This window comes from Inquilinus limosus, assembly GCF_002195995.1.
Lineage (GTDB): Bacteria > Pseudomonadota > Alphaproteobacteria > DSM-16000 > Inquilinaceae > Inquilinus > Inquilinus limosus_C.
This window is the reverse complement of sequence record NZ_NHON01000030.1, coordinates 24,201-48,331: the sequence shown is the minus strand read 5'-3', so window position 1 is coordinate 48,331 and position 24,131 is coordinate 24,201. Positions and strand designations below refer to the sequence as shown.

Below are 24,131 nucleotides of genomic sequence, written 5' to 3'. Positions count from 1 at the left end.
GCGCCGCGGCACCCGCTCCCTGGGCGATGATTTGTTCGATGTGCGAGCCTAACGCCCTGTCCGGGCGATGCGCAATGCAATCGATTACAGAACGGATCATTTGGATGCCCATCGTCCCGTTCCAGGATGGGGTTGTCAATTTATTGTCCGATGAATGGCATCGCTTGATTGAAATATTGGTGCGAAGCGGTGCGAGGCGTAAGATAATTGCCCGGCCGTCGGTAAAGGCGGGTCGTGAATGGAGGCCAAGATGCGTTTGATCGTGCTGGTCGCCGGTCTGGCGGCTGTCCTCGGGCTCACCGCGTGCACGCGGCCTTCGGCGCTCGACACCAATCCGCAATATGTCCGCATGACCCGGGCGGAGTTCGACCGCCAGGTGCTGGGCCGGCCGTTCCTGGTGCAGGGCGTGCTGGGCGGGCCCGACCGCCTGTTCGAATACCGCCGCAACGGCAAGTACACGCTCAGCGGCCTCGACGGCAGCGGCCGGCCGATCCAGCTGCGCGAGGGCAACTGGCGGTTCGAGGACGGCACGGTCTGCACCGGCCGGCTCAGCCGCAGCGAGGCGGGCGACAGCTGCGTCACCATCTTCGCCTCGCCGCTCGCCGCGGCGCCGGACGTGATGAACTGCAACGTCCGCTGGGTCGGGGACCGCGGCAATCTCGAGGGAGATTCGGTGCATCGCTGCCGGGTGACGGCGCGGCGCTGAGCCCGGACGCCGGTCAGTCCTTCGCCGGCAGTGTCTCGGCCCACGCCTCGAGGCGGGCCGCGAGCGCGGCGTCGCCGTCGATGCCGATCAGCTTGGTGCGGTCGGTGGCGCCGCCGACGATGGTCAGCGCCGTCTTGGGCAGGCGCCAGGCCTTGGCCAGCAGCGCGATCAGCGCCTCGTTCGCGGCGCCGCGCTCCGGCACCGCCGTGACCGCGGCCTTGAGCAGCGGCGTGCCGTCGGCACCGGCGGCGCGTCCGGTCACGGCGTTGCGCCCGGCCCGCGGCGTCAGCCGGACCGTGACGCGGATGCCGCGCGGACCGGCGACGAAGAGCGGGCCGGCCACGGTCGTGTCAGTGCAGGCTGTCTCGGATATTCGCCAGCACCATCTGCAGGAAATAGATGATCAGGATCAGCACCACCGGCGAGATGTCGATGCCGCCGAGATTCGGCAGGATCCGCCGAATCGGCCGCAGCGCCGGCTCGGTCAGCCGGTAGAGGGCGTTGCCGATCTGATAGACCACCTGGTTGCGTGTGTTGACGACGTTGAAGGCGACCAGCCAGCTGAGGATGGCGGAGGCGATCACCACCCAGACATACATCTGCAGCACGATCTGGATGATTTGGAAGATTGGGTCGATGACGATCATGCGCCTGTTCCAGAGGTGGTCCGTGCCGGCCCGGTCGCCGAATCCGCCCGTACCGTACCGATGCAGCCCCGAGGGAACAAGCGATGCGACGCGGGGCGGCGAGGGCCCCGGCCGCGGGAAATCATCATTCTTTCACAAAGCGCGAATTCCCCTGTTGACAGGGGGTGGGGCGGCATCCTACATCACGGCCCGCCGCATCGCCCAGGTGGCGGAATTGGTAGACGCGCAGGTTTCAGGTACCTGTGGCCGAAAGGTCGTGGAAGTTCGAGTCTTCTCCTGGGCACCATCACTCTGATGGGCCCGACGATGCGATGCAGTGGTAATGACCCGCTTGTCCAAGCGGGTCTTTCCTTTTGGGGCCGACGCCCAGTCTCGGGGATGGCCCAGGGCCGCGGCCGGTGTGAGCCGCGGCCGGAATGGTGCCGCGGCCGAAGACGGAAGGTGGCGACCGGTGTCCGAACCGATTCTGCATGACGGTGATCTGCCCGACGGCCTCGATCTCGGGGACGTGATCGCGATCGATACCGAGACGATGGGCCTGAACCCGGTGCGCGACCGGCTGTGCCTGGCCCAGCTCAGCGCCGGCGACGGCACCGTCCATCTGGTCCAGTTCCGCAAGGGCGCCTACGACGCGCCGAACCTGAAGGCGCTGCTGGCCGACCCGGCGCGGCTGAAGCTGTTCCACTTCGCCCGCTTCGACATCGCCGCGCTGCAGGCCTATCTCGGAATCGTCACCGCGCCGGTCTACTGCACCAAGATCGCCTCCCGGCTGGTGCGCACCTTCACCGACCGGCACGGGCTGAAGGACCTCTGCCGCGACCTGATCGGCGTCGAGCTGTCGAAGCAGCAGCAGAGCTCCGACTGGGGCAGCGACCAATTGACGCCCGAGCAGCTGCGCTACGCCGCCAGCGACGTCCTGTACCTGCACGCGCTGAAGGCGAAGCTGGACGAGATGCTGCGGCGCGAAGGGCGCGAGGCCCTGGCGCAGGCCTGTTTCGACTTCCTGCCGGCGCGGGCCGCGCTCGACCTCGGCGGCTGGGCGGATCTGGATATCTTCGCCCACTAGCCCGATATGGGGTCACATTCGTGCCGTCTTGTGGCGGTACGGGGATCGGCCGGGCCCGGGCAGAGGCCGCCGGCGCCGATCCGGGATCAGATCGTGGTCCGCGCCCTCCGAACCGGCTATAGCAGCCGCCGCGTGGACCATTTGGGAGAAGGTATGGTGGCAACCGCAGGGATCGAGGCCGGCCGCAAGGCGCTGCTGGTGGAGCGCGACGCGCTCGACCGCCTCGCCGAATCGCTCGATGCCAGCTTCGACCGGGCCATCGACACGGTCCTCGGCGCCGCGGGCCGGGTCGTGGTCAGCGGCATCGGCAAGAGCGGCCTCGTCGCGCGCAAGATCGCGGCGACCCTGGCCTCGACCGGTACCCCGGCGCTGTTCGTCCATCCGGCCGAGGCCAGCCATGGCGATCTCGGCATGATCCACCAGCAGGACGTGGTGCTGGCGCTGTCCAACTCCGGCAACACCGCCGAGCTGGCGGATGTCATCGCCTATACCCGCCGCTTCGCCATCCCGCTGATCGGTATCACCGGCCGCGCGCCGTCGAACCTGGCGGACCAGTGCGACACCGTGCTGCTGCTGCCGGCGGCGGAGGAGGCCTGCCCGACCGGGCTTGCGCCGACCACCTCCACCACCATGATGATGGCGCTGGGCGACGCCCTGGCGGTGGCGCTGATGCACCGTCGCGGCTTCTCCTCCGACGATTTCCGGGTGTTCCACCCGGGCGGTTCGCTCGGCAACAAGCTGATCCGGGTGCAGGACCTGATGCATGCCGAGGCCGAGCTGCCGCTCGTGGGCCCGCAGACCAGGATGGACGAGGCGATCATCGAGATGAGCCGGGTCGGCTTCGGCTGCGTCGGCGTGGTCGACGGCGACCGCCGGCTGGTCGGCGTGATCACCGACGGCGACCTGCGCCGGCACATGAGCGCCGGGCTGCTCGGCCAGGCCGCGGGCCAGGTGATGACCCCCGGCCCGCGCACCATCCGCCCCGGGGCGCTGGCGGCCGAGGCGCTCGGGCTGATGAACCGCTACAAGGTGACCAACCTCTTCGTCACGACGGAGGACCGGCCGGTGGGCATCCTCAGGGTGCATGACTGCCTGCGGGCAGGGCTGAGCTGAGCGTGGTGGCCGCGCCGCAGACGCCAGGCCCCGGCCGGACGCAGCGCAACGCCGGCGCCGCGAGCCGCCGCGCGCGCCTGGCCGCGGCCGGCCATGCCGGCAGCCTCAGCCGGTCCTACAGCCGCATGGTCGGGGTGCTGAAATACGGGCTGCCGATCGTCGGCCTGCTGATCGTCGCGCTGATCGTGCTCTGGCCGGAGCTGCACCCGTCCCAGGTCGACATCTCGAATCCGACCGAGCGCGCCGCCGCCGCGGCCGGCGAGATCCAGAATCCGCGCTACAGCGGCGTCGACGAGGCGGCGCGGCCCTACACCGTCTGGGCGACGCTGGCCAAGCAGGTGCAGGACGAGGTGTTCGACCTGAACCGTCCCAAGGGCGAGCTGAAGCTGCCCAGCGGCCTGCTGATGACCCTCGACGCCCAGGCCGGCAAGCTCAATCGCAGCACCAAGTCGGTGCATCTCACCGGCAATGTCACCCTGCGCCGCAGCGACGGCACCACCCTGGTCACCGACGCCGCGGATATCGACCTGGCCGACAAGGGCGCGCGCAGCACCTCGCCGGTGACGGCGGAGGGGCCCTTCGGTAATCTGTCGGCCGGGGGCTTCAAGGTCGAGCAGCAGGGCGACGTCATCATCTTCACCGGCCCGACCAAGCTGTTTCTCAAGCCCGGCGCCGACAAGGCCTTTCAAGGAACGCCGCAATGATCCGCCCGCTGATTCTCGCTGTTCTGCTCGCCGCCGCGGCCACGCCGGCCCTGGCGCAACAGCAGCTGCAGCTCGGCGGCGGCAAGGGCGAGCCGTCCGAGATCCAGGCCGACGACGCGCTGGAGTGGCACCAGAACGAGAAGACCTACATCGCCCGCGGCAACGCCGTGTACAAGCGCGGCGACCTGACGGTGAAGGCCGACCTGCTGACCGCCTATTACCGCGAGCTGCCGGACAAGAGCACCGAGATCTTCCGGGCCACGGCCGAAGGCAATGTGCTGATCACCCGCGGCGACGACACCACCGTCACCGGCGGCAAGGGGGTCTACGAGCTCGACGCCCAGACCTTCACCCTGACCGGCGGCAATCTGCGGTTCGTCAGCAAGGACGACGTCATCACCGCCACGGACAGCATGGTGTACCGCCAGGCCGAGGACGTGGCGATCGCGCGCGGCAACGCCACGGCGACCCGCGCCAAGGAGCAGAAGAGCCTGCGCGCCGACACGCTGACCGGCCATTTCGCCCCGGACGACAAAGGCCAGAAGGCGCTGTCGACGGTCGATGCCGACGGCAATGTCCGGCTGACCACGGCGACCGACGTGGTCACCGGCCAGACCGGCCATTACGACGTCAAGACCCAGTTCGCGACGATCACGGACAATGTCCACCTGACCCGCGGCGGCAACCAGCTGAACGGCGACTATGCCGAGGTCGACATGGCCAGCGGCGTCAGCAAGCTGCTGACCAAGCCGGGGCAGGGCGGCCGCGCCCGGGCCCTGCTGGTGCCGGACGAGAAGGGCCAGACCCCGGGCCTGCCGGGCACCGCCGGCCAGGCCGCGCCGAAGCCGCCGGCCCAGACGGCGCCGAAGAAATAGGAGGAGGGGATGAACAAGCCGATCAGCCTGCAGCCCTCCGACACCGCGTCCGCCCCGCGCCTCGTCGCCAAGAATGACGGGCTCGTCGCCCGCAATCTCGGCAAGCAGTACAAGAAGCGCCCGGTGCTGCGCGACGTCAGCCTGCAGGTGCAGCGCGGCGAGGCGGTCGGCCTGCTGGGCCCGAACGGCGCCGGCAAGACCACTTGCTTCTACATGATCACCGGCCTGATCCAGCCGGATTACGGCACGATCCTGCTGGACGGGCAGGAGCTGACCGACCTGCCGATGTACCGCCGCGCCCGGCTCGGCATCGGCTACCTGCCGCAGGAGGCGTCGATCTTCCGCGGCCTGACAGTCGAGCAGAACATCCGCGCCGTGCTGGAGATTTCCGAGCCGGACCGGTCCACGCGCGAGGCGGTGCTGGAGGACCTGCTGGCCGAATTCTCGATCAGCCATCTGCGCCGCACCCCGGCCCTGGCGCTGTCGGGCGGCGAGCGGCGCCGCGTCGAGATCGCCCGCGCTTTGGCCAGCCATCCGCATTTCATGCTGCTGGACGAGCCGCTGGCCGGCATCGACCCGATCGCGGTCGGCGATATCCGCGACCTGGTGGCGCATCTGCGCGACCGCGGCATCGGCGTGCTGATCACCGACCACAATGTGCGCGAGACCCTCGATATCGTCGATCGGGCCTATATCCTCCACGACGGCCGTGTTCTGATGGAAGGACTGCCATCCGACATCGTCGGCAATGAGGAGGTGCGGCGCGTGTATCTGGGCGAACGCTTCAGCCTGTAGACCACCGGGCGACCATGGCCATCTCGCAACGCCTCGGGCTCCGGCAGAGCCAGGCGCTGGTCATGACGCCGCAGCTGCAGCAGTCGATCAAGCTGCTGCAGCTCTCCAACATCGAGCTCTCGGCCTTTGTCGAGACCGAGCTCGAGCGCAACCCCCTGCTGGAACGGGAGGAGGGCGAGCGCGGTGACGAGGGCGGCGACGCGACCAGCGACCGGAACGACATCGACCCGCCCGATCCCGCATCGGGACGGACGGTGGCGGCCGACGTCGCGCTGACGGCGGCGGAGCCGCCGGCCATCGTCTCCGCCGATGCGCCGCTCGACACCGACTGGGGCAACCTGTTCACCGGCTCCAGCGCCACCGACCGCAACGACGACTATGGCGGCGAGGCGCAGTTCGCCAGCGCCGGGCGCGGCCGGGCGGATTTCGCCGACGATCTGCCCGGGCTGGAGGAGACGCTGGCCGAACGGCCGAGCCTGCGCGACCACCTGCTGAGCCAGATCGCGATCGAGTTCACCGTCCCGGCCGACCGGCTGATCGCGGCGCGGCTGGTCGACCTGCTGGAGGAGACGGGCTATCTCGGCGCCACGGTCGAGGAGGTGGCGGCCGGCATGGGCTGCCCGCCCGAGCGGGTCGAGGCGGTGCTGCGCCGCTGCCAGCGGCTGGACCCGCCCGGCATCTTCGCCCGCAGCCTGGCCGAATGCCTGGCCATCCAGCTGGCCGAGCGCAACCGCCTGGACCCGGCGATGCGCACCCTTCTGGACCATCTCGACCTGCTGGCCCGGCGCGACCTGGCCGCGGTGATGCGGCTGTGCGGCGTCGACGCCGAGGACCTGGCCGAGATGATCGCCGAGATCCGCGCCCTCGACCCCAAGCCGGGCGCCGCCTTCGACCATGAGATCGCGCAGACCCTGATCCCGGACATCCTGATGCGGGCGCAGCCGGAGGTCGGCTGGGTGGTCGAGCTGAACGCCGACACTTTGCCGCGGGTGCTGGTCAACCGCCGCTACCATGCCGAGATCAGCCGCGGCGCCCGCAGCAAGGTCGACCGCGACTATGTCGGCACCTGCCTGGCCGACGCCAACTGGCTGGTCCGCGCCCTGGACCAGCGCGCCAACACCATCCTCAAGGTATCGTCGGAGATCGTGCGGCGGCAGGACGCCTTTTTCGTCCGCGGCGTGCAGTATCTGAGACCGCTGACGCTGAAGGATGTGGCCGAGGCGGTCGACATGCATGAGAGCACGATCAGCCGGGTCACCACCAACAAGGTGATCGCCACCCCGCGCGGGGTGTTCGAGCTGAAGTATTTCTTCACCCAGGCGATCCAGGGGGCGGGCGGGGCCGACGCGCATTCGGCCGAGGCGGTGCGGCACCGCATCCGCAGCATGATCGACGCCGAGCCGGCGGATGCCATCCTGTCCGACGACCGGATCGTCGAAATCCTGCGCGGGGAGGGGATCGACATTGCACGGCGGACCGTCGCCAAGTACCGTGAGGGAATGCGGATACCATCCTCCGTCCAGCGACGACGAGAGAAGGGTCTGAGCCGATGAGCGCTCCCCCAGCTTCCTCCGCAGCCCGGGATCCGGGCCCCTTCGTTGACAGGAAGGCGCCCCGTCCCTATGGTCGCCGCCCGAAGGCGGCCCCCAAAGGCCGCCCCGTTCTTTTTGGGCGCCCGTTCTCCATCGTGCAGCAGTGAAGCGACAGCCATGCAACTGACCGTTCGAGGCAAGCAGATCGACGTCGGTGACGCATTGCGCACCCATGTCAGCGACGCCCTCAACAGCACGACCGCGAAGTACTTCAACAACGCGATCGAGGCGAATGTCGTCTTTTCCCGCAACGCCCATCTGATCCGGAGCGACCTGTCGGTCCATGTCGGCCGCAACATCCTCCTGCAGAGCAATGCGGAGGCCGAGAGCCCGTACCACGCCTTCGATGCTGCGGCCGACAAGCTGGCCAAGCGGCTGCGCCGCTACAAGCGCCGGCTGCGCGACCACCACCACAATGGCGAGGCCCAGCCGGCCCTGCCGGCGCAGGCCTATATCCTCGAGGCCGAATCCGAGGATCTGCTGGACGGCGAGGAGCCGAACCAGCCCATCGTCATCGCCGACGTCTCGACCTCGATCGAGAGCCTGACGGTGCTGCAGGCGGTGATGCGCCTCGACCTGGGCGACCTGCCGGCGCTGATGTTCCGCAACCAGGCCCATGGCCGGCTCAACATGGTGTTCCGCCGCCCCGACGGGAACATCGGCTGGGTCGATCCGAAAGGGACCGAGGATGCCGCCGCCTGAGGGCGGCGCATCCGATCCGTCATGATTGATTTCCTCCGCCCCGAGGCGATTCTCGCCAATCTGAAGGCTGCCAGCAAGAAGCAGGCCCTGCAGGAGCTGGCCCGCCGTGCCGCCGAACTGACCGGCCAGCACGAGCGCTTCATCTTCGACGTGCTGTTGGAGCGCGAGCGGCTGGGGTCGACCGGCGTCGGCCGCGGCATCGCCATCCCGCACGGCAAGCTGCCGCATCTGCAGGGCGTGTTCGGCGCCTTCGCCCGGCTGGAGCGGCCGATCGACTTCGATGCGGTCGACGAGCAGCCGGTCGACCTGGTGTTCCTGCTGCTGGCGCCGGAAGGGGCGGGGGCGGACCATCTCAAGGCGCTGGCCCGGATCAGCCGCATGCTGCGGGACGAGAGCCTGTGCGAGAAGCTGCGCGGCTGCCAGACCGCCGACGCCATCTTCGCCCTGCTGTCGCAGAGCGAGTCCGTGAACGCCGCTTGACCGCCGGCCCTCCGCTCCGCTAGCCGGGACGGATCGGCTTTTCTTTGCGGTTCTGCCATGGTTCTGCTCGGCCTCGACGCCGGCACCTCGGTCATCAAGGCCGCGCTGTTCGGGCGCGACGGCCGGCAGCGCGCCGCCGCTTCCCGCCGCACCACCGTCTCGCATCCCCATCCCGCCTGGTCGGAAAGCGACCCGGAGACCGCCTGGGCCGCCACCGTCGCGGTGATCCGCGAGGTTCTGGCCGCGGCCGGTATCGACGGATCCGCCGTCGCCGCCATCGGCGTCACCGGCGCCATGGTCGGGGCCTGGGTGATCGATGCCGACGGCCGGCCGCTGCGCCCCGGCATCCTGTGGGACGACGGCCGCAGCCAGCCCTGGATCGAGGCGCGGCTGGCCGCGGACCCGGCCTTCCTGTCCCGCATCTTCGCCTCCTCCGGCTCGGTCATGCAGCAGGGCTGCACCCTGCCGGTGCTGCGCTGGCTGCTGGACCATGAGCCCGGGGTGATGGCCCGGGCCGATTGCGTCTTCGGCTGCAAGGACTATCTGCGCTTCCGCCTGACCGGCCGGCGCGCCGCCGACCCGACCGAGACCGCGGTGGCGCCGGGCGACGCCCGGGCCCAGGGCCGCAGCGAGGCGATGCTGGAGCTGTTCCGCCTCGGCCCGCACCGCCACCTGCTGCCGCCGGTGCTGCCATCGGAGGCGATCGCCGGGGCGGTGACGGAGGCCGCGGCGGCGGAGACCGGCCTCAGGCCCGGCACCCCGGTCGCCATCGGCGCCGGCGATGTCGCCGCCAGCGTCATCGGTTCGGGCGGGCTGGCCGCCGGGTCGGCCTGCACCGTGCTCGGCACCACCTGCCTGAACGGCGTGGTGCTCGACGCGCCGTCCTTCGCGCCGCCGGATCTCGGCCTGCTGTTCAGCCTGCCGGGCGGGCTGTGGATGCGCTCCATGGTCAATGTCGCCGGCACCAGCAACCTCGACTGGGTCCTCCGCAGCCTGTGCCCGGACCTGGCACGCGACCCCGACCCCTATGCGGCGCTGGAGGCGTTGGCCGCGGCCGCCCCGCCGGGCGCCGGCGGCGCCGTCTACCTCCCGTATCTCAGCGAGGTCGGGATCATCGCCCCGGCGGTCTCGGCCACGGCCCGGGCTCAGTTCGCCGACCTGGCTCCCGGCCATGGCCGGCCCGAGCTGGTGCGTGCCGTCTATGAGGGGCTGGCCTATGCCATCCGCGACTGCTTCGTGGCGATGGCGGAGCGGCCGGCCAGCGTCCTGCTCTCCGGCGGCGGCGGCCGCAGCCGCTTCTGGTCGCAGATGATCGCCGATGTGCTTGGCCTGCCGGTCGAGATCCCCGACGGCGGCGAATACGGGGCCTGCGGCGCGGCGCTGTTGGCCGGGACCGGCATCGGATGGTATCCCTCGATCGGCGACGCGTCGCGCCGGGTCCGCAGGGTCCGGCGCATGCATCGCCCCGATCCGGCGCTGCGGGAGGTCTATGAGGCCGCCTGGCGGCGCTTCGGCAGGCATCGCGACGCGCTGCTGCGCATGCCGGCCGCTTTGTCCGACCTTTCTTGACGGGGTCCGGATCGGCCTGCATCATGCCGATTGTGGTCTAGACCACCAGGGCCCGCCATGACCGACCTACAGCCGACCGCGACGGACAAGCCGATCTACCAGCAGATCGCGGAGGATCTGGCCGACCGTATCCGCACCGGCGCCTTCGCCGTCGGCGACCGGCTGCCGTCGGAGCGCGACCTGGCCGACCAGCTGGGCATCAGCCGCATGACCGTGCGCCAGGCCTTCAAGAGCCTGACCGATGACGGGCTGATCGAAAGCCGGATCGGCCGCGGCTGCTTCGTCGCCCGGCCGAAGGTCGACCAGCGGCTGCAGCGGCTGAGTGGCTTCAGCGAGGATATGGCCCGGCTGGGCCGCCGCGCCGCCGCCGTCATCCTGCGCCAGGCGGTGCTGCCGGCGACCGGCGAGGCGCGCGAGGCGCTGGGCGTGGCCGAGGGCGCGCCGCTGGTGCTGCTCGAGCGCGTCCGCCTGGCCGACGCCGTGCCGATGGCCTTCGAGGTCACCTGGTTGCCCGAGGCGCTGGTGCCCGGCATTCTCGACCGCAACGACTTCCGCACCGCCTCGCTGTACGAGGTGATGCGCCGCGACTACGGGCTGGTGCCCTGGCAGGCCGAGCAGACGGTCGAGGCCGACCTGCCCGACGCCGTGACCGCCGGGGCGCTGGACATCCCGCGCAGCGCGCCGGTGCTGGTCTTCACCCGGCGCACCGCCGACGCCGACGGCCATGTGATCGAATTCGTCCGCTCCGCCTATCGCGGCGACCGCTACAAGATGCGGGCGCGGCTGTCCCCTCCAGATTCGACGGATCCATGACCTCGACCGACCTCTCCGGCGCCGCCGCCTATCTCGCCGGCATCGCCGACCGCATCGCCGCGCTGACCGCCACCCAGGGCGAGGCGATCGGCGCCGCGGCGGCCGCCTGTGTCGAGACAATCCGCCGCGACGGGCTGATCTACATCTTCGGCACCGGCCATTCCCATCTGATGGCGGAGGAGGGGCATTTCCGCGCCGGCGGCCTGGCCTGCGTGGTGCCGATCCTGGCCTCCTCGGTGATGCTGCATGAGGGCGCGGTCGTGTCCGGCGCGTTGGAGCGGATGGCCGGCCTGGCCGCGCCGCTGCTGGGCCGCTACCCGATCGGGCCGGCCGACACGCTGTTCATCTTCTCCAACAGCGGCGTCAACGCCGTGCCGGTCGAGGCCGCGCGCCACGGCCGGGAGAAGGGGGCCACGGTGGTGGCCGTGACCTCGATCGCCTATTCCCAGGCCGCGGCGGCCGGCCGGCCGACCCTGGCCGGGACCGCCGACATCGCCATCGACAACCAGGGCCCGCCCGGCGATGCCCTGGTCACCGCCGCCGAGGGGCTGACCGTCGGCCCGATCTCGACCGTGCTGGGCGCCGCGATCTGGAACGCGGTGCTGACCGAGACGGTGGCCCGGCTGGCGGCAGCGGGCGAGGTGGCGCCGGCCTATATCAGCTCGAACATGCCGGGGTCGAAGGAGCGCAACACCGCCCTGGTGGAGCGCTACCGCACGCGCAATCCGCATCTGTAGACGCAAATCGAGGCTCCGGCGGACGCCCGGTCAACGCGGCGCCGCAACGGGACCGCCGATCAAACAGGGGAGACGGCAATGGCGACGAGATGGTCGATCGTGACGGGCGTGGCCACGGCGGCGCTGCTCTGGGGCGCCGCGGCGGCCCAGGCGGAGCCGGTGCAGCTGACGCTGTGGCATATGGAGCAGCCGCCGCAGCGCGTGGCGCGGGTGCAGGAGTTGATCGACGCCTTCAACAAGAGCCACCCCGACATCGCGGTGAAGCAGGAGCCGCAGAGCTGGGGCGAGATCTATGCCAAGGCGCCGGCCGCGATCGCCGCCGGCAACGCGCCGGACATGCTGTTCGCGATCCCCGACTTCGCCCCGGTGCTGAAAGGCCTCGGCGCGCTGCAGCCGGTCGACGGCTTCGTCAAGCAGCTCGACGCCGAGCATCACTTCGTGCCCAGCGCGCTGGCGCCCTACAGCTATGACGGCGGCGTCTGGGCGGTGCCGCTGTACAACATGGCGATGTCGCTGTGGTACCGGAAGAGCGTGTTCGAGCAGGCCGGGCTGAAGCCGCCGAAGACCTGGAGCGAATGGAAGACGGCGGCGGAGAAGCTGACCGCCGACGGCCGCTACGGCATCGGCCTGCCGGCCAACAAGCAGCTCTACACCGACCAGACCGTCTACGACCTGATGGTCAATGCCGGCGCGGCCGACATCTACAACCCGGACGGCACGCTGCGCTTCGACAACCCGCAGACGGTCAAGGCCTACGATTTCTACAAGGACCTGTACCAGTTCTCCGCCGCCGACGCGCCCGGCTGGACCTGGGGCGAGGCCGAGGCCTGCTTCGCCAGCGGCGGCTGCGGCATGATCCTGCAGTTCACCGTGATCAGCACCTATGACAGCCAGGCCGAGGGCGACGCCCAGGATCTCGGCGTGGCGCCGGTGCCGCATGCCGACGACCGCAAGGAGTCGGGCACCATCGCCTATTCCAACGCGGTGATGATCCTGGCCAAGGACGAGGCCAAGCGGAAGGCGGCCGAGACCTTCATCGCCTGGCTGCTGGAGCCGGAGACCTATGGCCGGTTCCTCAACATGGAGCCGGGGCTGTTCCTGCCGGTCACCGCCGACGGCGCCAAGGCCAAGAGCCTGTGGAGCGACCCGCTGGTGGTGAAGTACAAGCCGCAGATCGAGGCGATGATCGCCAACAGCCGCAACGGCGCCCTGTTCGGCTTCACCGGCGGCCACACCTTCCCCAGCATCGCCGCGATCTCGGCCCAGAACATCCTGGCCGAGACGCTGCAGAAGGTGGTGGTCGACGAGATGCCCGCCGCGGATGCGGTGAAGGCCGGCCAGGCCCGGATGCAGGAGGCGGTGAAGTAGGGGGCTGGTGAGTGCTGCTGGTCCTGCTCCACCCCCTCACCCTCCCGGCCTTCGGCCGGGCCCCTCCCTCTCCCCGAGGAGAGGGGAACGGTGCGGCGGCCCTATACCTCTCCTTGGGGAGAGGTCGGAACCGCGTTAGCGGTTCCGGGTGAGGGGGCGGCACTGGCCCATGAGATCCGCGCGAACCCGCGCCCGGTCGGAGGCGATTGCCGGAATGCTGATGGTGGCGCCGGTGCTGCTCTGGCTGGCGGCCACCATCCTCTATCCGCTCGGCGCCGCGGTTGCCATCAGCCTGCGCGACATCCGCGTCATCGGCTCCGATGGCGGCTTCGTCGGGTTCGGCAACTATATCGACGTACTGGAGATGGCCCGGCTGTGGGCCGCGCTGGGCCGCAGCCTGGTCTGGGTCGCCGGCAACGCCGTGCTGCAGACGCTGCTGGCGCTCGGCACCACGCTGCTGCTGAACCAGCGCTTCCGCGGCGTGCGGCTGGTGCGGGTCTGGGTGATCCTGTCCTGGATTGTGCCGACCATCGTCGTCGTCATCATCTGGCGCTGGCTGCTCGGCACCTCCGGTGGGGTGGTGAACTACCTCCTCGTCACCCTCGGCCTCGTCGACCGGCCGGTCGGCTTCTTCGCCGGGCCGGGCAGCGCCATGGCCTCGCTGGTGGTGATCAACTCCTGGCGCTGGTTCCCCTTCGTCGCGGTGATGCTGCTGGCCGGGCTGCAGCGCATCCCGGCCGATCTCTACGAGGCCGCGGCGATCGACGGTGCCGGTCCCTGGCAGCGCTTCCGCCGCATCACCTGGCCGCTGCTGCAGCCGACCATGCTGGTGCTGGGTGTGGTCGGCACGCTGCTGTCCTTCAACGTCTTCGACATCATCTGGCTGACCACGGCGGGTGGGCCGTCCGGCTCCACCCAGACCCTGCCGGTGCTGATCTACGAGACCGCGTTCAAATCGTACCGCCTGGGCCAGGCGGCGGCGATGTCGGTGCTGGTCAGCCTGCTGCTGATGGCGCTGGCCGTCCTTCTCACGCGGGCGCTGGCGCCCAAGGGGGAAGGGTGAGGCGCGGCCCCGGCCCCGGCCAGACCATCGCGATCGGCGGCGGGCTGCTCGGCCTCGCCGTGCTGGTGCTGCTGCCCTTCTGGTTCGTCGCCACCGGCGCGATCAAGGCGCCGCAGGAGATCATCGCCCGGGTGCCGACGTTGGTGCCGCAGAGCTTCACGCTGCGGCATTTCGACAAGCTGCTCGGCGCCTCGGACTATCCGCGCTATCTCGGCAACAGCCTGTTGGTCGGGCTGGGGTCGACCGTCATCACCGTGCTGCTGTCGGTGCTGGCCGCCTATGGCTTCTATCGGCTGCGCTTCCCGGGGCGGGACCTGCTGTTCCGGGCGGTGCTGGTGGCCTATGCCTTCCCCGGCATCCTGATCCTGATCCCGCTCTACGGGATGATGTCGCAGGCCGGGCTGATCGACACGCCGGCGGCGCTGGTGATCGTCAACGTCACCTTCGCCTCGCCCTTCGCCATCTGGATGATGCGCAGCTTCTTCGCCTCGATCCCGGCGGAGCTGGAGGAGGCGGCGCTGATCGACGGCGCCTCGCGCCTGGCGATCCTGCTCAGGATCATGGTGCCGCTGGCGGCGCCCGGCATCGCCAGCGTCGCCATCTTCTCCTTTATCGCCAGCTGGACCGAGTACCTGTTCGCCTCGGTGCTGATCCTGTCCGACGCCAACCGGACGCTTCCGGTCGGCTTCGCCGGCATCATCGGCCAGTACCAGATCGACTGGGGCCTGCTGCTGGCCGGGGCGACGCTGGCGACCGTCCCCGTGGTCGTGCTGTTCGGCATCGTCGGCCGCTGGTTCATCGCCGGGCTGACGGCCGGGGCCGTGAAATAGAAAAAGCCCCGCCGGGCGGCGGGGCTTTCGCATCAGCTCATCAGGACGAGGCGCGGGCGCTCAGTGGGCGCTGACCGGCTCCATGTCGTTCTGGCGGACCACGGCGAAGGCGAGCTCGCGGTCCTTGACCACGGCCAGCGGGGTGCCGTCCGCGCCGTGCACGGCGAAAGCGGCCTCGCCCTCGACGATCGTCGGCTTGACGAAGGCGATCTGGTTCAGGCCGATCGCCGCGAAATCGGTCGGCGACATCTGGGTGAAGGTCGGGATGGCGTTGGTATTCATGATGGTCACCAGGTGTTTCGGTTCACCCTTCGACGTCGGTCGAGACGTCGATCGCGGTCTTGCCGTTGGGTTTGCCCGCGGAACGATTGATGGCGATGGTCCGGACCTTGCTCTCCGGCACCGGCCGGCGGAGATCGATGTTGAGGAGCCCGTTGTCGAGCGAGGCCCCCGTCACCTCGATGCCCTCGGCCAGCACGAAGGCGCGCTGGAACTGGCGGGCGGCGATGCCGCGATGCAGGAACACGCGCTCCTTGTCGTCGGTCTGCTTGCCGCGGACGACCAGCTGGTTGTCCTCGATCTGCACCGTCAGGTCGGCATCCGTGAAGCCGGCGACCGCCAGGGTGATGCGCAGCTGGTCCTCGCCGAGCTGCTCGATGTTGTAGGGCGGATACCCGTCGCTCGGCGTCCGGCCGATGCGGTCCAGTGTCCGCTCGAACTGCTCGAAGCCGAGCAGGAGCGGGCTGTTGAACAGCGACACCCGCGTCATGGTCACTCCTCCTGAGAGCGAGCTGCCGGAACCCCCGGCTCGGGCGGCCCGGTTCCCCGGCGCCTGCGGAGCGGGGCCCACGCGGCATCCCCACTCTCGTTAAAGAGGAAATGGGGGGTGACCGGTCGGTTTCAAGGTCGGGCAGGGCGTGGCGTTGGGGATGGGGCGCATGCTATCACTCGGCGCATGAGACAGAAGCTGGAAGGCGCGCCGGCGGCGCCGAAGGGCAAGCCGGCATCCAAGGCGGCGACCGGTCCGGCCCGCCGCGGCCGGCCCCCGCGGGCCGGCCTGTCGCACTGGCAGCAGCGGGTGCTGGACCTGGTGCGGGCCAGCGCCGAGCCGGCCAGCGCCTACGACATCCTGCGCGAGATGAAGGGCGACGGCATCACCGCGCCCCCGGTGGTGTACCGGGCGCTGAAGGGGCTGCTCGATCGCGGGCTGGTGCACCGGATCGAATCGCTCAACGCCTATGTGGCCTGCGGCGGGCCGGACCACCACCACACCCATCCGGCGCAATTCGCCATCTGCCGCGACTGCGGCCGGGTGGAGGAGATCACCGATCCCGCGGTGGACGGGCTGATCGAGGCCTGGACCGGGCGCATCGGCTTCGTCGCCGACAGCCGCACCATCGAGATCCTGGGCCGCTGCCGCGACTGCGCGGCCAACGCGGTGGCCGCCGGGTAGGGTCCTGTCGGACGAAAGTGGTCGTGAGCGTAGAGGCGGGTGGCCTCTGCCGTTTGCGCGAGCTTCTCAGAACTCCAGCACCGTCATTGCGAGCGCAGCGAAGCAATCCAGGGGCCGGTGCGCACCGGCCCCTGGATTGCTTCGTCGGCTTCGCCTCCTCGCAATGACGGTGAGGAATGGAGGCGTGCAAAGGTCCAGCAAGCGGCAAGGGCAATGCGATAGCGCCCGAAGCCGACTTATCCCGCAGGGCTGCAGCTCTTCGCCGCCTCGGCCTTGGCCAGCTGGTGGGTGTGGGTCAGCAGCCCGGCGTCACCGGGTTCGCCCTGGTCCGGCACCACGGTCTTCGCCGCTTTGCCGTAGCGGGCGATCACCGCCTCGACCGATTGCGGCCAGCGGCAGATGTCGGAGTCGGGGGTGCTGACCAGATTGGCCTGCTCTGCCCCCCGGACCATGCAGCCGCCGAACAGCAGGGCGCTGTCCGGCAGGAAGGCCACCGTGTTGTCGCGGGTGTCCGCCGGGCCGGGATAGAACAGCTCGACCGCGCGGCCGCCGCCGGTGACCGTGGTCGACTCGCCGCTCCAGCTGCGCTGGATCGTGGCGGTGCCGGCCGCCTCCTTCACCGTCTCGTCGCGGCCCAGCGACCAGCCGCCGCGGGCATGCACTGCCGCCAGCCCGGCCAGCCGGTCGTCATGCGCATGCGTCACCACCAGGTTGACCGGCCGGTTCGGCGCGGCCTGCGCCACCCGTTCCAGCAGCGCCACGGTCTGCGCCGGCGTCCAGGCGCCGTCGATCAGCAGCGCCTCCTCGGGCCCGATCAGCGCCAGGCCGTTGGACGGAATCCAGCCCTGGTCGCCCTTCCGCCAGCTGGTGTGCAGCCAGATGCCGTCGGTCAGTTCGCGGAAGCCCAGCGGCGGCGGCGTCTCCGCGTCCTGGGCCAGCGCCGGCCGAATCAGCGCCAGGGACAGGCCGGCGGCGCAGCCATGCAGGAAGGCGCGGCGGGACGGGGCGGGAACGGGCATGTCGGTCCTCGGGTGACGGGACGGCCGGTCGGCCGCCCGGCATCGTCCCTCGCGGAGAATCTGGGCGATTCTGGGGCGCGATGCCAGATGGGCGGCCGGATGCAGCTTCGTCCATAGCATCCCGGCGGCCATCCGGCGACAGGCTTGCATCTTTCCAATATGTTATATAATAACAATTAAATTCCTGAAGCCCGAGGCCTTCCCATGTCCCGCATCCCCGTCACCCTGCTGACCGGCACTCTCGGCGCCGGCAAGACGACGCTGCTGAACCGCATCCTGTCGGAGGCGCATGGCCGGCGCTATGCCGTGATCGTCAACGAGTTCGGCGAGATCGGCATCGACGGCGACCTGGTGGTCGGCGTCGACGAGGAGGTGTTCGCGCTGAACAATGGCTGCCTGTGCTGCTCGGTGCGCGGCGACCTGATCCGGATCATCGGCGGGCTGATGAAGCGGGCCGGCGGCTTCGACCGCATCCTGGTCGAGACCACGGGTCTGGCCGACCCGGCGCCGGTGGCGCAGACCTTCCTGGTCGATGACGAGGTGCGCGAGCGCACCGCGCTGGATTCGATCGTCACCGTGGTCGACGCCCGCAACATCGAGGCGCGGCTGGCCGACAGCGACGAGGCGGAGGAGCAGGTGGCCTTCGCCGACACCCTCCTGGTGAACAAGACCGACCTGGCGGACGAGGCCGGGCTGGCGACGGTGGAGGCGCGGCTGCGCGCCATCAACCCGGTGGCGCGGCTGATCCGCACCCGGCGCTGCGACGCCGATCTCGGCACCGTGCTGGACGGCGCCTTCGACCTCGACCGGCTGCTGGCGCTCGAGCCCGACCTGCTCGACAGCCACGGCCGCCATCACCACGAGCATGACGAGGGCGTCGGCAGCGTCTCGTTCCGGATCGACCGGCCGCTGGACGGCCGCCGCTTCGTCGACTGGATCGGCATGCTGCTGGCGATCCGCGGCGCCGACATCCTGCGCAGCAAGGGCATCCTCGCCTTCGCCGGCGAGGACCGGCCCTTCGTGTTCCAGGGCGTGCACATGCTGCAGGAGGGCGATTTCGCCCCGGCCTGGCGGCCCGGCCAGAAGCGCGAGAGCCGGCTGGTGCTGATCGGCCGCAACCTCGATGCCGCGGTGCTGCGCGCCGGCTTCGAGGGCTGCGCCGCCGCATGAGCCTGCTGCTGCCGCCGAAGGCCCTGGCGGAGGAGAAGGGCATAGTCTGGGCCTGGCCGGCGCCGGTGGTCGCGGCCGCCTTCGACGCCGCCGGCTACCTGGCCTTCGGCCTCGGCGACGGCACCATCCGCCTGGCGCTGCCGGGCGGGGCCGAGGCTGTCACCGTGCCGGCGCATCGCGGCGCCGTGCTGGCGCTGGCGCCGGATGCCGCGGGCGGGTTCCTCAGCGGCGGCGATGACGGCCGGCTGCTGCGCGTCGCGCCGGACGGGACACTGGTGGAGATCACCGCGGAGTCCGGCCGCTGGATCAGCGCCGTCGACGCCGCGCCCGCCACCGGCCGGTGCCTGGCCGTCGCCGGCAGCGAGGTGCTGGTGTTCGACGGGGATGGAACGCCCGTCACCCAGCTGCGGGGGCCGGCCGGGCTGGATGGCGCCGCCTTCGACCCGCGCGGCCGGCGCATCGCCGCGGCGCATTACGGGGGCGTCACCGTCTGGTCGCCGCGTAAGCGCACATGGGCAGCCAGGCTCTACGCCTGGCAGGGGGGGCATCTCGCGGTCGTGTGGCATCCGCGCTCGCGCTTCGTGGTCTCGGCGATGCAGGAGAGGGCGCTGCATGCCTGGCGCCTGTCGGACGGCGTGCACATGCAGATGCCGGGCTATCCGACCAAGCCGCGGTCGCTGGCCTGGGCCAATGGCGGCAAGGCGCTGCTGACCTCCGGCTCCGAGGGCGTGGTGTCCTGGCGCTTCACCGGCCACGGCGGCCCGATGGGCGGCACCGCCAGCGAAAGCGGCTGGACCCGCGGCGTGCCGATCACCCGGGTGGCGGCGCATCCGCTGCTGCCGGTCGCGGCGGCGGGCGCCAAGGACGGGTTCGTGGCGCTGATGCCGCTGGACGGCAGCGGCTATGTCCCGGTGCTGCGGCCGAACGGCGCGGCGGTGGAGGCGCTGGCCTTCTCCCCCGACGGCTGCTGGCTGGCGGCGGGCGATGCCGGCGGCCGGGCGACGCTGGTCGACCTGCGGCCGTGAGGCCCGGCTCAATCGATCCGTCCGATGTTGCCACGCGACGGGCCCGGCACTGGCCCGAGGCGCGGCGGGTGCTGGGCCATCCCGATTTCCACCACGGCTTCCGCGAGGCGCAGTCCGGCCAGCCCTTCGACCATCGATATGTCGATGCGCTGCCCAGGATCGGCCAGCTGCGCTACGAGAACGGGCGCCAGATCGCTGCCGAATGCGCCGCCCTGGGATTGTCGGTCGACTGGCCGTCGCCGCATCGCATCCCGCCGGCTCTGAAGCGGGTGGTGCTGGATCGCCTGAGGGCGTCGGAGGCCGCATAGTCACCAGGCGGGGCGCGATCAGGCGGAACCGGCACAACCGGGATGTGTTCCTGCGATGCGAGCCCTTTTCGTGCCCTGGCCGTTGCGAGGAGCCCATGCCGAGCCTGTCCGCCGAGACACCGCGCCTGACGCTGCAGCAGATCGATGCCTACGCGCTGATCCCGCGGCCCAAGCGCATGGGGCGCGGCCCGTCCTTCGACTATGGCACCGGGCCGGACCAGAACCGCTATTTCAGCCGCGCCCAGACGATGGGAAACGTCGCCGGCCTGATGCTGCAGGGGATGGAGACCCTCAATGAGAAGGGGCTGAGCCACGCCCTGAAGGTCTGGCTGCGGAACAATGAGCCGGCGATCATCGCCAATCTGCAGGCGCAGGGGGCGAAGGCCTTCATCGTCTGCATGACGTACTGGACCTGGATCGAGGGCGGCACCGCAACCCGGGCCTATGAATACAACGGCGCCTATATCCTCGGCTATGCCGCCTCCGCCAGCCCGGACGACATCGGCAAGGTCCTGACACCCGAGATGGTCTATGGTCCCAAGGCCAGCCCGATCCGCAGCGGGGCGACCTTCGCCGACACCTATCTGATCGGGCAGGCGGCGGCGCTCTAGGCCCGGAGAGGGCGCGGCGCTGGAGGCTTGTGGTGATGAAGATCGATGGCCGGTGCCATTGCGGCCATGTCGCCTATGAGGCGGAGATCGACCCGGAGCGGGTGGGGATCTGCCACTGCACCGATTGCCAGGCGCTGACCGGCTCGCCCTTCCGGGTCACGGTGACCGCGGCGTGCGACCGCATCCGGCTGACCGCGCATGAGCCGAAGGTCTATGTGAAGGTCGGCGACAGCGGCCGCCGGCGGCTGCAGTATTTCTGCCCGGAATGCGGCTCGCCGCTGTTCGTCACCGGCGAGGGGGCCGATGCCGAAATCTGGGGCATCCGCTGGGGCAGCATCCGCCAGCGCGACCGGCTGGCGCCGAAACGCCAGGCGTGGTGCCGCTCGGCCGTGCCCTGGATCCATCACCTCGAGGACCTGCCGGGCAAGCCGGGCGATTGATCCCGAAACCCACGGCGCGAAATATTGAACCGTCATGGCGAGCCCCGGAGGGGCGTGGCCATCCAAGGGCCGCTCGCACCGGCCTCTGGATGGCCACGGCGCTGCGCGCCTCGCCATGACGAGGAAGGGATCGATCTATTGTGCCTTGGTCGATATCCGCCCGGCCGCCGCTTTCCGATAGCGCAAAGATGTTATACATTAACGTCAATGGTGCCGCGCCCGCCGGGCGCTATGGTGCCTGACCTTCTCACGCCATCGGCTGATCCATGACCGTGTCGCATCACCACCACGCCGCCCGCCGGGCCGGGGAGATCGGGCCGTCGGCCCTGGCCGCCCCGGTCGGGGCTCGGCTGCTCGTCGCCCTCCTGCTGATCGCGGTGCTGTGGGTCGCCGTGGCCTGGGCCATGGGCTGGTTCGGGGGCGCGGCATGAGCAGTGCGATGGGCCGTATCCGCCTTGCCAACCTGACCGCGGGCTATGAGCGGCACCCGGCCGTGCATCATGTCGACGGCAGCTTCGAGCCGGGGACGCTGACCGCCATCGTCGGCCCGAACGGCGCCGGCAAGTCGACCCTGCTGAAGACCATCGCCGGCCTGCTGGCGCCGCTGTCCGGCCATGTCGACCTCAGCGGCCTGCGCCGGCGCGACATCGCCTATCTGCCGCAGCAGGCGGAGATCGACCGCAGCTTCCCGATCTCGGTCGCCGACACCGTGCTGCTGGGCGGCTGGGCCCGCACCGGGATCTTCGGCGGCGCCTCGAAGGAGCTGCGCCGCCGCGCCGCCGAGGCGCTGGAGGCGGTCGGCCTCGGCGGCTTCGAGGCGCGGCCGATCGGCAGCCTCTCCGCCGGGCAGTTCCAGCGCGTGCTGTTCGCCCGGCTGCTGCTGCAGGACGGGCGGGTGATCATGCTGGACGAGCCGTTCACCGCGCTGGACGCCAAGACCACGCGCGACCTGGTCGACGTGGTCCGCCGCTGGCACGGCGAGGGCCGCACGGTGATCACCGTGCTGCACGACCTGGACCAGGTGCGCGAGGTCTGCCCGGACACGCTGCTGCTGGCGCGCGACCCGATCGGCTGGGGCCCGACCGGCGACGTGCTGTGCGCCGAGAACCTGCTGCGCGCCCGCGCCATGGCCGAGGCCTGGGCCGATCGCGGCGAGGCCTGCGTGCGGAGCGCGGCGTGACGGCGGTGTGGGACTTCCTGGTCACGCCCTTCCTCGACTACGCCTTCATGCAGCGGGCGCTGGTGGCCTGCCTGGCGCTGTCGCTGGGCTGCGGCCCGGTCGGCGTGCTGCTGGTGCTGCGGCGGATGAGCCTGGTCGGCGATGCCATGTCGCATGCGGTGCTGCCGGGCGCCGCGGTCGGCTTCCTGGTCTCCGGCCTGTCGCTGTGGTCGATGGGGCTGGGCGGGCTGATCGCCGGCCTGGCCGTCGCCCTGCTGGCCGGCGCCGTCACCCGGGTCACGGCGCTGCGCGAGGACGCGTCCTTCGCCGCCTTCTACCTGATCGCCCTGGCCGCCGGCGTGCTGATCGTCTCGACCCGCGGCAGCAATGTCGACCTGATGCATGTGCTGTTCGGCACCATCCTGGCGGTCGACGACGCGGCGCTGCTGCTGATGGCCGGCATCGCCACGGTGACGCTGATCGCCCTGGCGCTCTTGTACCGGCCGCTGGTGGTGGAATGCTTCGACCCCGGCTATCTCCGCATGGTCGGCGGCGTCGGGGCGATGGTGCACTTCGCCTTCCTGATGCTGGTGGTCTTGAACCTGGTCGGCGGCTTCCAGGCGCTCGGCACCCTGATGGTGGTCGGGCTGATGATGCTGCCGGCGGCCGCCGCGCGGTTCTGGAGCCGGTCGCTGTGGTCGCTCTTCGCCTGGGCGGCCGGGTTGGCGCTCCTGTCCGGCTATTCCGGCCTCCTGGTCTCCTATCACGGCAGCCTGCCCTCCGGCCCCAGCATCGTGCTGACCGCCGGCGGCTTCTACCTGCTGTCGCTGATCTTCGGGACGCATGACAGCCTGCGGGCCCGATACCTGCCCACCGCGCATTTCGCGCACTGAACTCCGACGGAGTCATCGCATGAGGATACCGTTCCGCGCCGGCCTGATCGGCCTGTCCCTTGTTGTCCTGTCGCTGCCCGCCGCGGCGGCCGACAAGCTGTCGGTCGTCACCAGCATCACCGTCCTCGCCGACATCGTGAAGCAGGTCGGCGGCGACGATGTCGAGGTCCGCAGCCTGGTCGGCCCCAATGGTGACGCCCATGTCTACGAGCCGACGCCGCAGGACGCGCAGGCCGTGACCAAGGCCGGCCTCGTCGTCGTCAACGGGCTGGAACTGGAAGGCTGGATGGACCGCTTGGTCGCCGCCTCCGGCAGCAAGGCCACCATCGTCGTCGCCACCGAGGGCGTGCCGACCCGCAAGATGGACGAGGACGGGCAGGAGATCACCGATCCCCACGCCTGGAACAGCGCAGCGAACGGCGCGATCTACGCCGCCAACATCGCCAAGGCGCTGGCGGCCGCCGACCCGGCCCATGCCGCTTCCTACCAGGCCAACGGCGCGAAGTACGAGGCGCAGCTGAAGGATCTCGACGCCTGGGCCCGGCGCGAGGTGGCGACCATTCCGGCCAACAAGCGCAAGGTCATCACCAGCCACGACGCCTTCGGTTATCTGGGCGCCGCCTATGGCATCGAGTTCCACGCCCCGGTCGGCTTCTCGACCGAGAGCGAGGCCTCGGCGGGCGACATCGCCAAGCTGATCGACCAGATCAAGCGCGAGCACATCAAGGCGGTGTTCATCGAGAACGCCACCGACCCGCGCCTGGTGCAGCAGGTGGCCAAGGCCGCCGGCGCGCAGATGGGCGGCGAGCTGTACGCCGAGGCGCTGTCGACCGAGGACGGACCGGCTTCGACGTATGCGAAGATGTTTCAGTATAACATTTCATACCTGGTCGCGGGGATGAAGCAGAACTGAGGAAGTGGCATAGGTTGGCTTCTTCTTCGTCATGGCGAGGCGCGCAGCGCCGCGGCCATCCAGGGGCCGGTGCGAGCCGC

30 protein-coding genes and 1 tRNA gene are annotated in these 24,131 nt (G+C 70.3%); 26 read left to right on the top strand and 5 right to left on the bottom strand.

Annotation, left to right across the window (positions count from 1 at the left end; genetic code table 11):
• Positions 1-250 precede the first annotated feature (250 nt).
• Positions 251-706, top strand: coding sequence for a hypothetical protein (locus BWR60_RS17025; RefSeq protein ID WP_144445648.1), 456 nt, complete (start codon positions 251-253; stop codon positions 704-706).
• A 13-nt stretch (positions 707-719) separates the two neighbouring features.
• On the opposite strand, the gene BWR60_RS17020 is transcribed toward BWR60_RS17025, so the two are convergent.
• Positions 720-1,049 (bottom strand): DUF167 family protein, encoded by a 330-nt coding sequence (locus tag BWR60_RS17020; RefSeq protein WP_088152212.1) that lies wholly within the window; start codon positions 1,047-1,049, stop codon positions 720-722.
• 7 nt (positions 1,050-1,056) lie between these two features.
• Complete coding sequence (locus BWR60_RS17015) at positions 1,057-1,353, bottom strand: YggT family protein (RefSeq protein ID WP_088152211.1); 297 nt, start codon at positions 1,351-1,353, stop codon at positions 1,057-1,059.
• Between the two features lie 199 nt (positions 1,354-1,552).
• On the opposite strand from BWR60_RS17015, the gene BWR60_RS17010 reads away from it, so the two are divergent.
• The 15 genes from BWR60_RS17010 (at position 1,553) to BWR60_RS16940 (ending at position 15,060) form a co-directional block, all read left to right on the top strand.
• A tRNA-Leu gene (locus BWR60_RS17010) sits at positions 1,553-1,639 on the top strand.
• A gap of 165 nt (positions 1,640-1,804) precedes the next feature.
• The gene (locus BWR60_RS17005; protein WP_230983082.1) at positions 1,805-2,419 is read left to right on the top strand and encodes a ribonuclease D; all 615 of its coding nucleotides are present in this window, start codon (positions 1,805-1,807) and stop codon (positions 2,417-2,419) included.
• 153 nt (positions 2,420-2,572) lie between these two features.
• On the top strand, positions 2,573-3,532 hold the full coding sequence (locus tag BWR60_RS17000; protein WP_088152209.1) for a KpsF/GutQ family sugar-phosphate isomerase: 960 nt from the start codon (positions 2,573-2,575) through the stop codon (positions 3,530-3,532).
• A 5-nt stretch (positions 3,533-3,537) separates the two neighbouring features.
• Entirely contained in the window at positions 3,538-4,236 is a 699-nt protein-coding gene (gene lptC / locus BWR60_RS16995) for an LPS export ABC transporter periplasmic protein LptC (protein ID WP_144445647.1), read from the top strand.
• Positions 4,233-5,111, top strand: coding sequence for an LptA/OstA family protein (locus BWR60_RS16990; protein WP_088152207.1), 879 nt, complete (start codon positions 4,233-4,235; stop codon positions 5,109-5,111). The genes lptC and BWR60_RS16990 overlap by 4 nt, the downstream gene beginning before the upstream one ends.
• A gap of 9 nt (positions 5,112-5,120) precedes the next feature.
• Complete coding sequence (gene lptB, locus BWR60_RS16985) at positions 5,121-5,906, top strand: LPS export ABC transporter ATP-binding protein (RefSeq protein ID WP_088152206.1); 786 nt, start codon at positions 5,121-5,123, stop codon at positions 5,904-5,906.
• A 14-nt stretch (positions 5,907-5,920) separates the two neighbouring features.
• Complete coding sequence (gene rpoN / locus BWR60_RS16980) at positions 5,921-7,459, top strand: RNA polymerase factor sigma-54 (protein WP_088152205.1); 1,539 nt, start codon at positions 5,921-5,923, stop codon at positions 7,457-7,459.
• A gap of 156 nt (positions 7,460-7,615) precedes the next feature.
• Entirely contained in the window at positions 7,616-8,200 is a 585-nt protein-coding gene (gene hpf, locus BWR60_RS16975) for a ribosome hibernation-promoting factor, HPF/YfiA family (protein WP_088152204.1), read from the top strand.
• 21 nt (positions 8,201-8,221) lie between these two features.
• Positions 8,222-8,680 carry a PTS IIA-like nitrogen regulatory protein PtsN gene (gene ptsN / locus BWR60_RS16970; RefSeq protein ID WP_034845261.1) on the top strand — a complete coding sequence of 153 codons (459 nt, stop codon included), beginning with the start codon at positions 8,222-8,224 and terminating at the stop codon, positions 8,678-8,680.
• A 57-nt stretch (positions 8,681-8,737) separates the two neighbouring features.
• A complete protein-coding gene (locus tag BWR60_RS16965) occupies positions 8,738-10,249 on the top strand; it encodes an FGGY-family carbohydrate kinase (protein ID WP_088152203.1) in 1,512 nt (503 codons plus the stop codon).
• A gap of 57 nt (positions 10,250-10,306) precedes the next feature.
• A complete protein-coding gene (locus tag BWR60_RS16960) occupies positions 10,307-11,062 on the top strand; it encodes a GntR family transcriptional regulator (RefSeq protein ID WP_088152202.1) in 756 nt (251 codons plus the stop codon).
• On the top strand, positions 11,059-11,799 hold the full coding sequence (locus BWR60_RS16955; protein ID WP_088152201.1) for an SIS domain-containing protein: 741 nt from the start codon (positions 11,059-11,061) through the stop codon (positions 11,797-11,799). Before BWR60_RS16960 ends, BWR60_RS16955 begins: the two co-directional genes overlap by 4 nt.
• 78 nt (positions 11,800-11,877) lie before the next feature.
• Positions 11,878-13,167, top strand: coding sequence for an ABC transporter substrate-binding protein (locus BWR60_RS16950; protein ID WP_088152200.1), 1,290 nt, complete (start codon positions 11,878-11,880; stop codon positions 13,165-13,167).
• A 169-nt stretch (positions 13,168-13,336) separates the two neighbouring features.
• Positions 13,337-14,230 (top strand): carbohydrate ABC transporter permease, encoded by an 894-nt coding sequence (locus BWR60_RS16945; protein WP_088152199.1) that lies wholly within the window; start codon positions 13,337-13,339, stop codon positions 14,228-14,230.
• Positions 14,227-15,060 carry a carbohydrate ABC transporter permease gene (locus BWR60_RS16940; protein ID WP_218823547.1) on the top strand — a complete coding sequence of 278 codons (834 nt, stop codon included), beginning with the start codon at positions 14,227-14,229 and terminating at the stop codon, positions 15,058-15,060. The genes BWR60_RS16945 and BWR60_RS16940 overlap by 4 nt, the downstream gene beginning before the upstream one ends.
• A 60-nt stretch (positions 15,061-15,120) precedes the next feature.
• Here BWR60_RS16940 and BWR60_RS16935 read toward each other — a convergent pair whose 3' ends face one another.
• Positions 15,121-15,342: a DUF1150 family protein gene (locus BWR60_RS16935; RefSeq protein WP_088152282.1), complete on the bottom strand. Its 222-nt coding sequence runs from the start codon at positions 15,340-15,342 to the stop codon at positions 15,121-15,123.
• 22 nt (positions 15,343-15,364) lie between these two features.
• Complete coding sequence (locus BWR60_RS16930) at positions 15,365-15,829, bottom strand: Hsp20 family protein (RefSeq protein WP_088152198.1); 465 nt, start codon at positions 15,827-15,829, stop codon at positions 15,365-15,367.
• A 186-nt stretch (positions 15,830-16,015) separates the two neighbouring features.
• Here BWR60_RS16930 and BWR60_RS16925 point away from each other — a divergent pair, with 186 nt between their 5' ends.
• On the top strand, positions 16,016-16,513 hold the full coding sequence (locus tag BWR60_RS16925) for a Fur family transcriptional regulator (protein WP_088152197.1): 498 nt from the start codon (positions 16,016-16,018) through the stop codon (positions 16,511-16,513).
• 236 nt (positions 16,514-16,749) lie between these two features.
• On the opposite strand, the gene BWR60_RS16920 is transcribed toward BWR60_RS16925, so the two are convergent.
• Positions 16,750-17,532, bottom strand: a complete 783-nt coding sequence (locus BWR60_RS16920; RefSeq protein WP_179221808.1) for an MBL fold metallo-hydrolase — start codon at positions 17,530-17,532, stop codon at positions 16,750-16,752.
• Positions 17,533-17,736: 204 nt separating this feature from the next.
• On the opposite strand from BWR60_RS16920, the gene BWR60_RS16915 reads away from it, so the two are divergent.
• The 9 genes from BWR60_RS16915 to BWR60_RS16880 all read left to right on the top strand — a co-directional run bounded on the left by BWR60_RS16915 (position 17,737) and on the right by BWR60_RS16880 (position 24,051).
• On the top strand, positions 17,737-18,702 hold the full coding sequence (locus BWR60_RS16915) for a CobW family GTP-binding protein (protein WP_088152195.1): 966 nt from the start codon (positions 17,737-17,739) through the stop codon (positions 18,700-18,702).
• Positions 18,699-19,727, top strand: coding sequence for a WD40 repeat domain-containing protein (locus BWR60_RS16910; protein ID WP_088152194.1), 1,029 nt, complete (start codon positions 18,699-18,701; stop codon positions 19,725-19,727). Before BWR60_RS16915 ends, BWR60_RS16910 begins: the two co-directional genes overlap by 4 nt.
• A 68-nt stretch (positions 19,728-19,795) precedes the next feature.
• Positions 19,796-20,035 (top strand): hypothetical protein, encoded by a 240-nt coding sequence (locus BWR60_RS16905; RefSeq protein ID WP_088152193.1) that lies wholly within the window; start codon positions 19,796-19,798, stop codon positions 20,033-20,035.
• Positions 20,036-20,130: 95 nt separating this feature from the next.
• Positions 20,131-20,646: a hypothetical protein gene (locus BWR60_RS16900; RefSeq protein WP_088152192.1), complete on the top strand. Its 516-nt coding sequence runs from the start codon at positions 20,131-20,133 to the stop codon at positions 20,644-20,646.
• Positions 20,647-20,681: 35 nt separating this feature from the next.
• Positions 20,682-21,086 carry a GFA family protein gene (locus BWR60_RS16895; protein ID WP_088152191.1) on the top strand — a complete coding sequence of 135 codons (405 nt, stop codon included), beginning with the start codon at positions 20,682-20,684 and terminating at the stop codon, positions 21,084-21,086.
• Positions 21,087-21,352: 266 nt separating this feature from the next.
• Positions 21,353-21,517, top strand: coding sequence for a hypothetical protein (locus BWR60_RS37115; protein WP_179221807.1), 165 nt, complete (start codon positions 21,353-21,355; stop codon positions 21,515-21,517).
• Positions 21,514-22,266 (top strand): metal ABC transporter ATP-binding protein, encoded by a 753-nt coding sequence (locus tag BWR60_RS16890; protein WP_088152190.1) that lies wholly within the window; start codon positions 21,514-21,516, stop codon positions 22,264-22,266. Before BWR60_RS37115 ends, BWR60_RS16890 begins: the two co-directional genes overlap by 4 nt.
• The gene (locus BWR60_RS16885) at positions 22,263-23,138 is read left to right on the top strand and encodes a metal ABC transporter permease (protein WP_429913027.1); all 876 of its coding nucleotides are present in this window, start codon (positions 22,263-22,265) and stop codon (positions 23,136-23,138) included. The genes BWR60_RS16890 and BWR60_RS16885 overlap by 4 nt, the downstream gene beginning before the upstream one ends.
• Positions 23,139-23,157: 19 nt before the next feature.
• Positions 23,158-24,051: a metal ABC transporter solute-binding protein, Zn/Mn family gene (locus BWR60_RS16880; RefSeq protein WP_088152189.1), complete on the top strand. Its 894-nt coding sequence runs from the start codon at positions 23,158-23,160 to the stop codon at positions 24,049-24,051.
• The last annotated feature ends 80 nt before the right edge of the window (positions 24,052-24,131 follow it).

Bases quoted from the DNA above. Each gene is read 5' to 3' on its own strand.
- BWR60_RS17025 (WP_144445648.1), top strand. From the start codon at position 251: ATGCGTTTGATCGTGCTGGTCGCCGGTCTGGCGGCTGTCCTCGGGCTC.
- BWR60_RS17015 (WP_088152211.1), bottom strand. From the start codon at position 1,353: ATGATCGTCATCGACCCAATCTTCCAAATCATCCAGATCGTGCTGCAG.
- BWR60_RS17000 (WP_088152209.1), top strand. From the start codon at position 2,573: ATGGTGGCAACCGCAGGGATCGAGGCCGGCCGCAAGGCGCTGCTGGTG.
- BWR60_RS16990 (WP_088152207.1), top strand. From the start codon at position 4,233: ATGATCCGCCCGCTGATTCTCGCTGTTCTGCTCGCCGCCGCGGCCACG.
- lptB (WP_088152206.1), top strand. From the start codon at position 5,121: ATGAACAAGCCGATCAGCCTGCAGCCCTCCGACACCGCGTCCGCCCCG.
- rpoN (WP_088152205.1), top strand. From the start codon at position 5,921: ATGGCCATCTCGCAACGCCTCGGGCTCCGGCAGAGCCAGGCGCTGGTC.
- hpf (WP_088152204.1), top strand. From the start codon at position 7,616: ATGCAACTGACCGTTCGAGGCAAGCAGATCGACGTCGGTGACGCATTG.
- ptsN (WP_034845261.1), top strand. From the start codon at position 8,222: ATGATTGATTTCCTCCGCCCCGAGGCGATTCTCGCCAATCTGAAGGCT.
- BWR60_RS16965 (WP_088152203.1), top strand. From the start codon at position 8,738: ATGGTTCTGCTCGGCCTCGACGCCGGCACCTCGGTCATCAAGGCCGCG.
- BWR60_RS16960 (WP_088152202.1), top strand. From the start codon at position 10,307: ATGACCGACCTACAGCCGACCGCGACGGACAAGCCGATCTACCAGCAG.
- BWR60_RS16955 (WP_088152201.1), top strand. From the start codon at position 11,059: ATGACCTCGACCGACCTCTCCGGCGCCGCCGCCTATCTCGCCGGCATC.
- BWR60_RS16950 (WP_088152200.1), top strand. From the start codon at position 11,878: ATGGCGACGAGATGGTCGATCGTGACGGGCGTGGCCACGGCGGCGCTG.
- BWR60_RS16945 (WP_088152199.1), top strand. From the start codon at position 13,337: ATGAGATCCGCGCGAACCCGCGCCCGGTCGGAGGCGATTGCCGGAATG.
- BWR60_RS16935 (WP_088152282.1), bottom strand. From the start codon at position 15,342: ATGAATACCAACGCCATCCCGACCTTCACCCAGATGTCGCCGACCGAT.
- BWR60_RS16930 (WP_088152198.1), bottom strand. From the start codon at position 15,829: ATGACGCGGGTGTCGCTGTTCAACAGCCCGCTCCTGCTCGGCTTCGAG.
- BWR60_RS16925 (WP_088152197.1), top strand. From the start codon at position 16,016: ATGAGACAGAAGCTGGAAGGCGCGCCGGCGGCGCCGAAGGGCAAGCCG.
- BWR60_RS16920 (WP_179221808.1), bottom strand. From the start codon at position 17,532: ATGCCCGTTCCCGCCCCGTCCCGCCGCGCCTTCCTGCATGGCTGCGCC.
- BWR60_RS16915 (WP_088152195.1), top strand. From the start codon at position 17,737: ATGTCCCGCATCCCCGTCACCCTGCTGACCGGCACTCTCGGCGCCGGC.
- BWR60_RS16910 (WP_088152194.1), top strand. From the start codon at position 18,699: ATGAGCCTGCTGCTGCCGCCGAAGGCCCTGGCGGAGGAGAAGGGCATA.
- BWR60_RS16900 (WP_088152192.1), top strand. From the start codon at position 20,131: ATGCCGAGCCTGTCCGCCGAGACACCGCGCCTGACGCTGCAGCAGATC.
- BWR60_RS16895 (WP_088152191.1), top strand. From the start codon at position 20,682: ATGAAGATCGATGGCCGGTGCCATTGCGGCCATGTCGCCTATGAGGCG.
- BWR60_RS37115 (WP_179221807.1), top strand. From the start codon at position 21,353: ATGACCGTGTCGCATCACCACCACGCCGCCCGCCGGGCCGGGGAGATC.
- BWR60_RS16890 (WP_088152190.1), top strand. From the start codon at position 21,514: ATGAGCAGTGCGATGGGCCGTATCCGCCTTGCCAACCTGACCGCGGGC.
- BWR60_RS16880 (WP_088152189.1), top strand. From the start codon at position 23,158: ATGAGGATACCGTTCCGCGCCGGCCTGATCGGCCTGTCCCTTGTTGTC.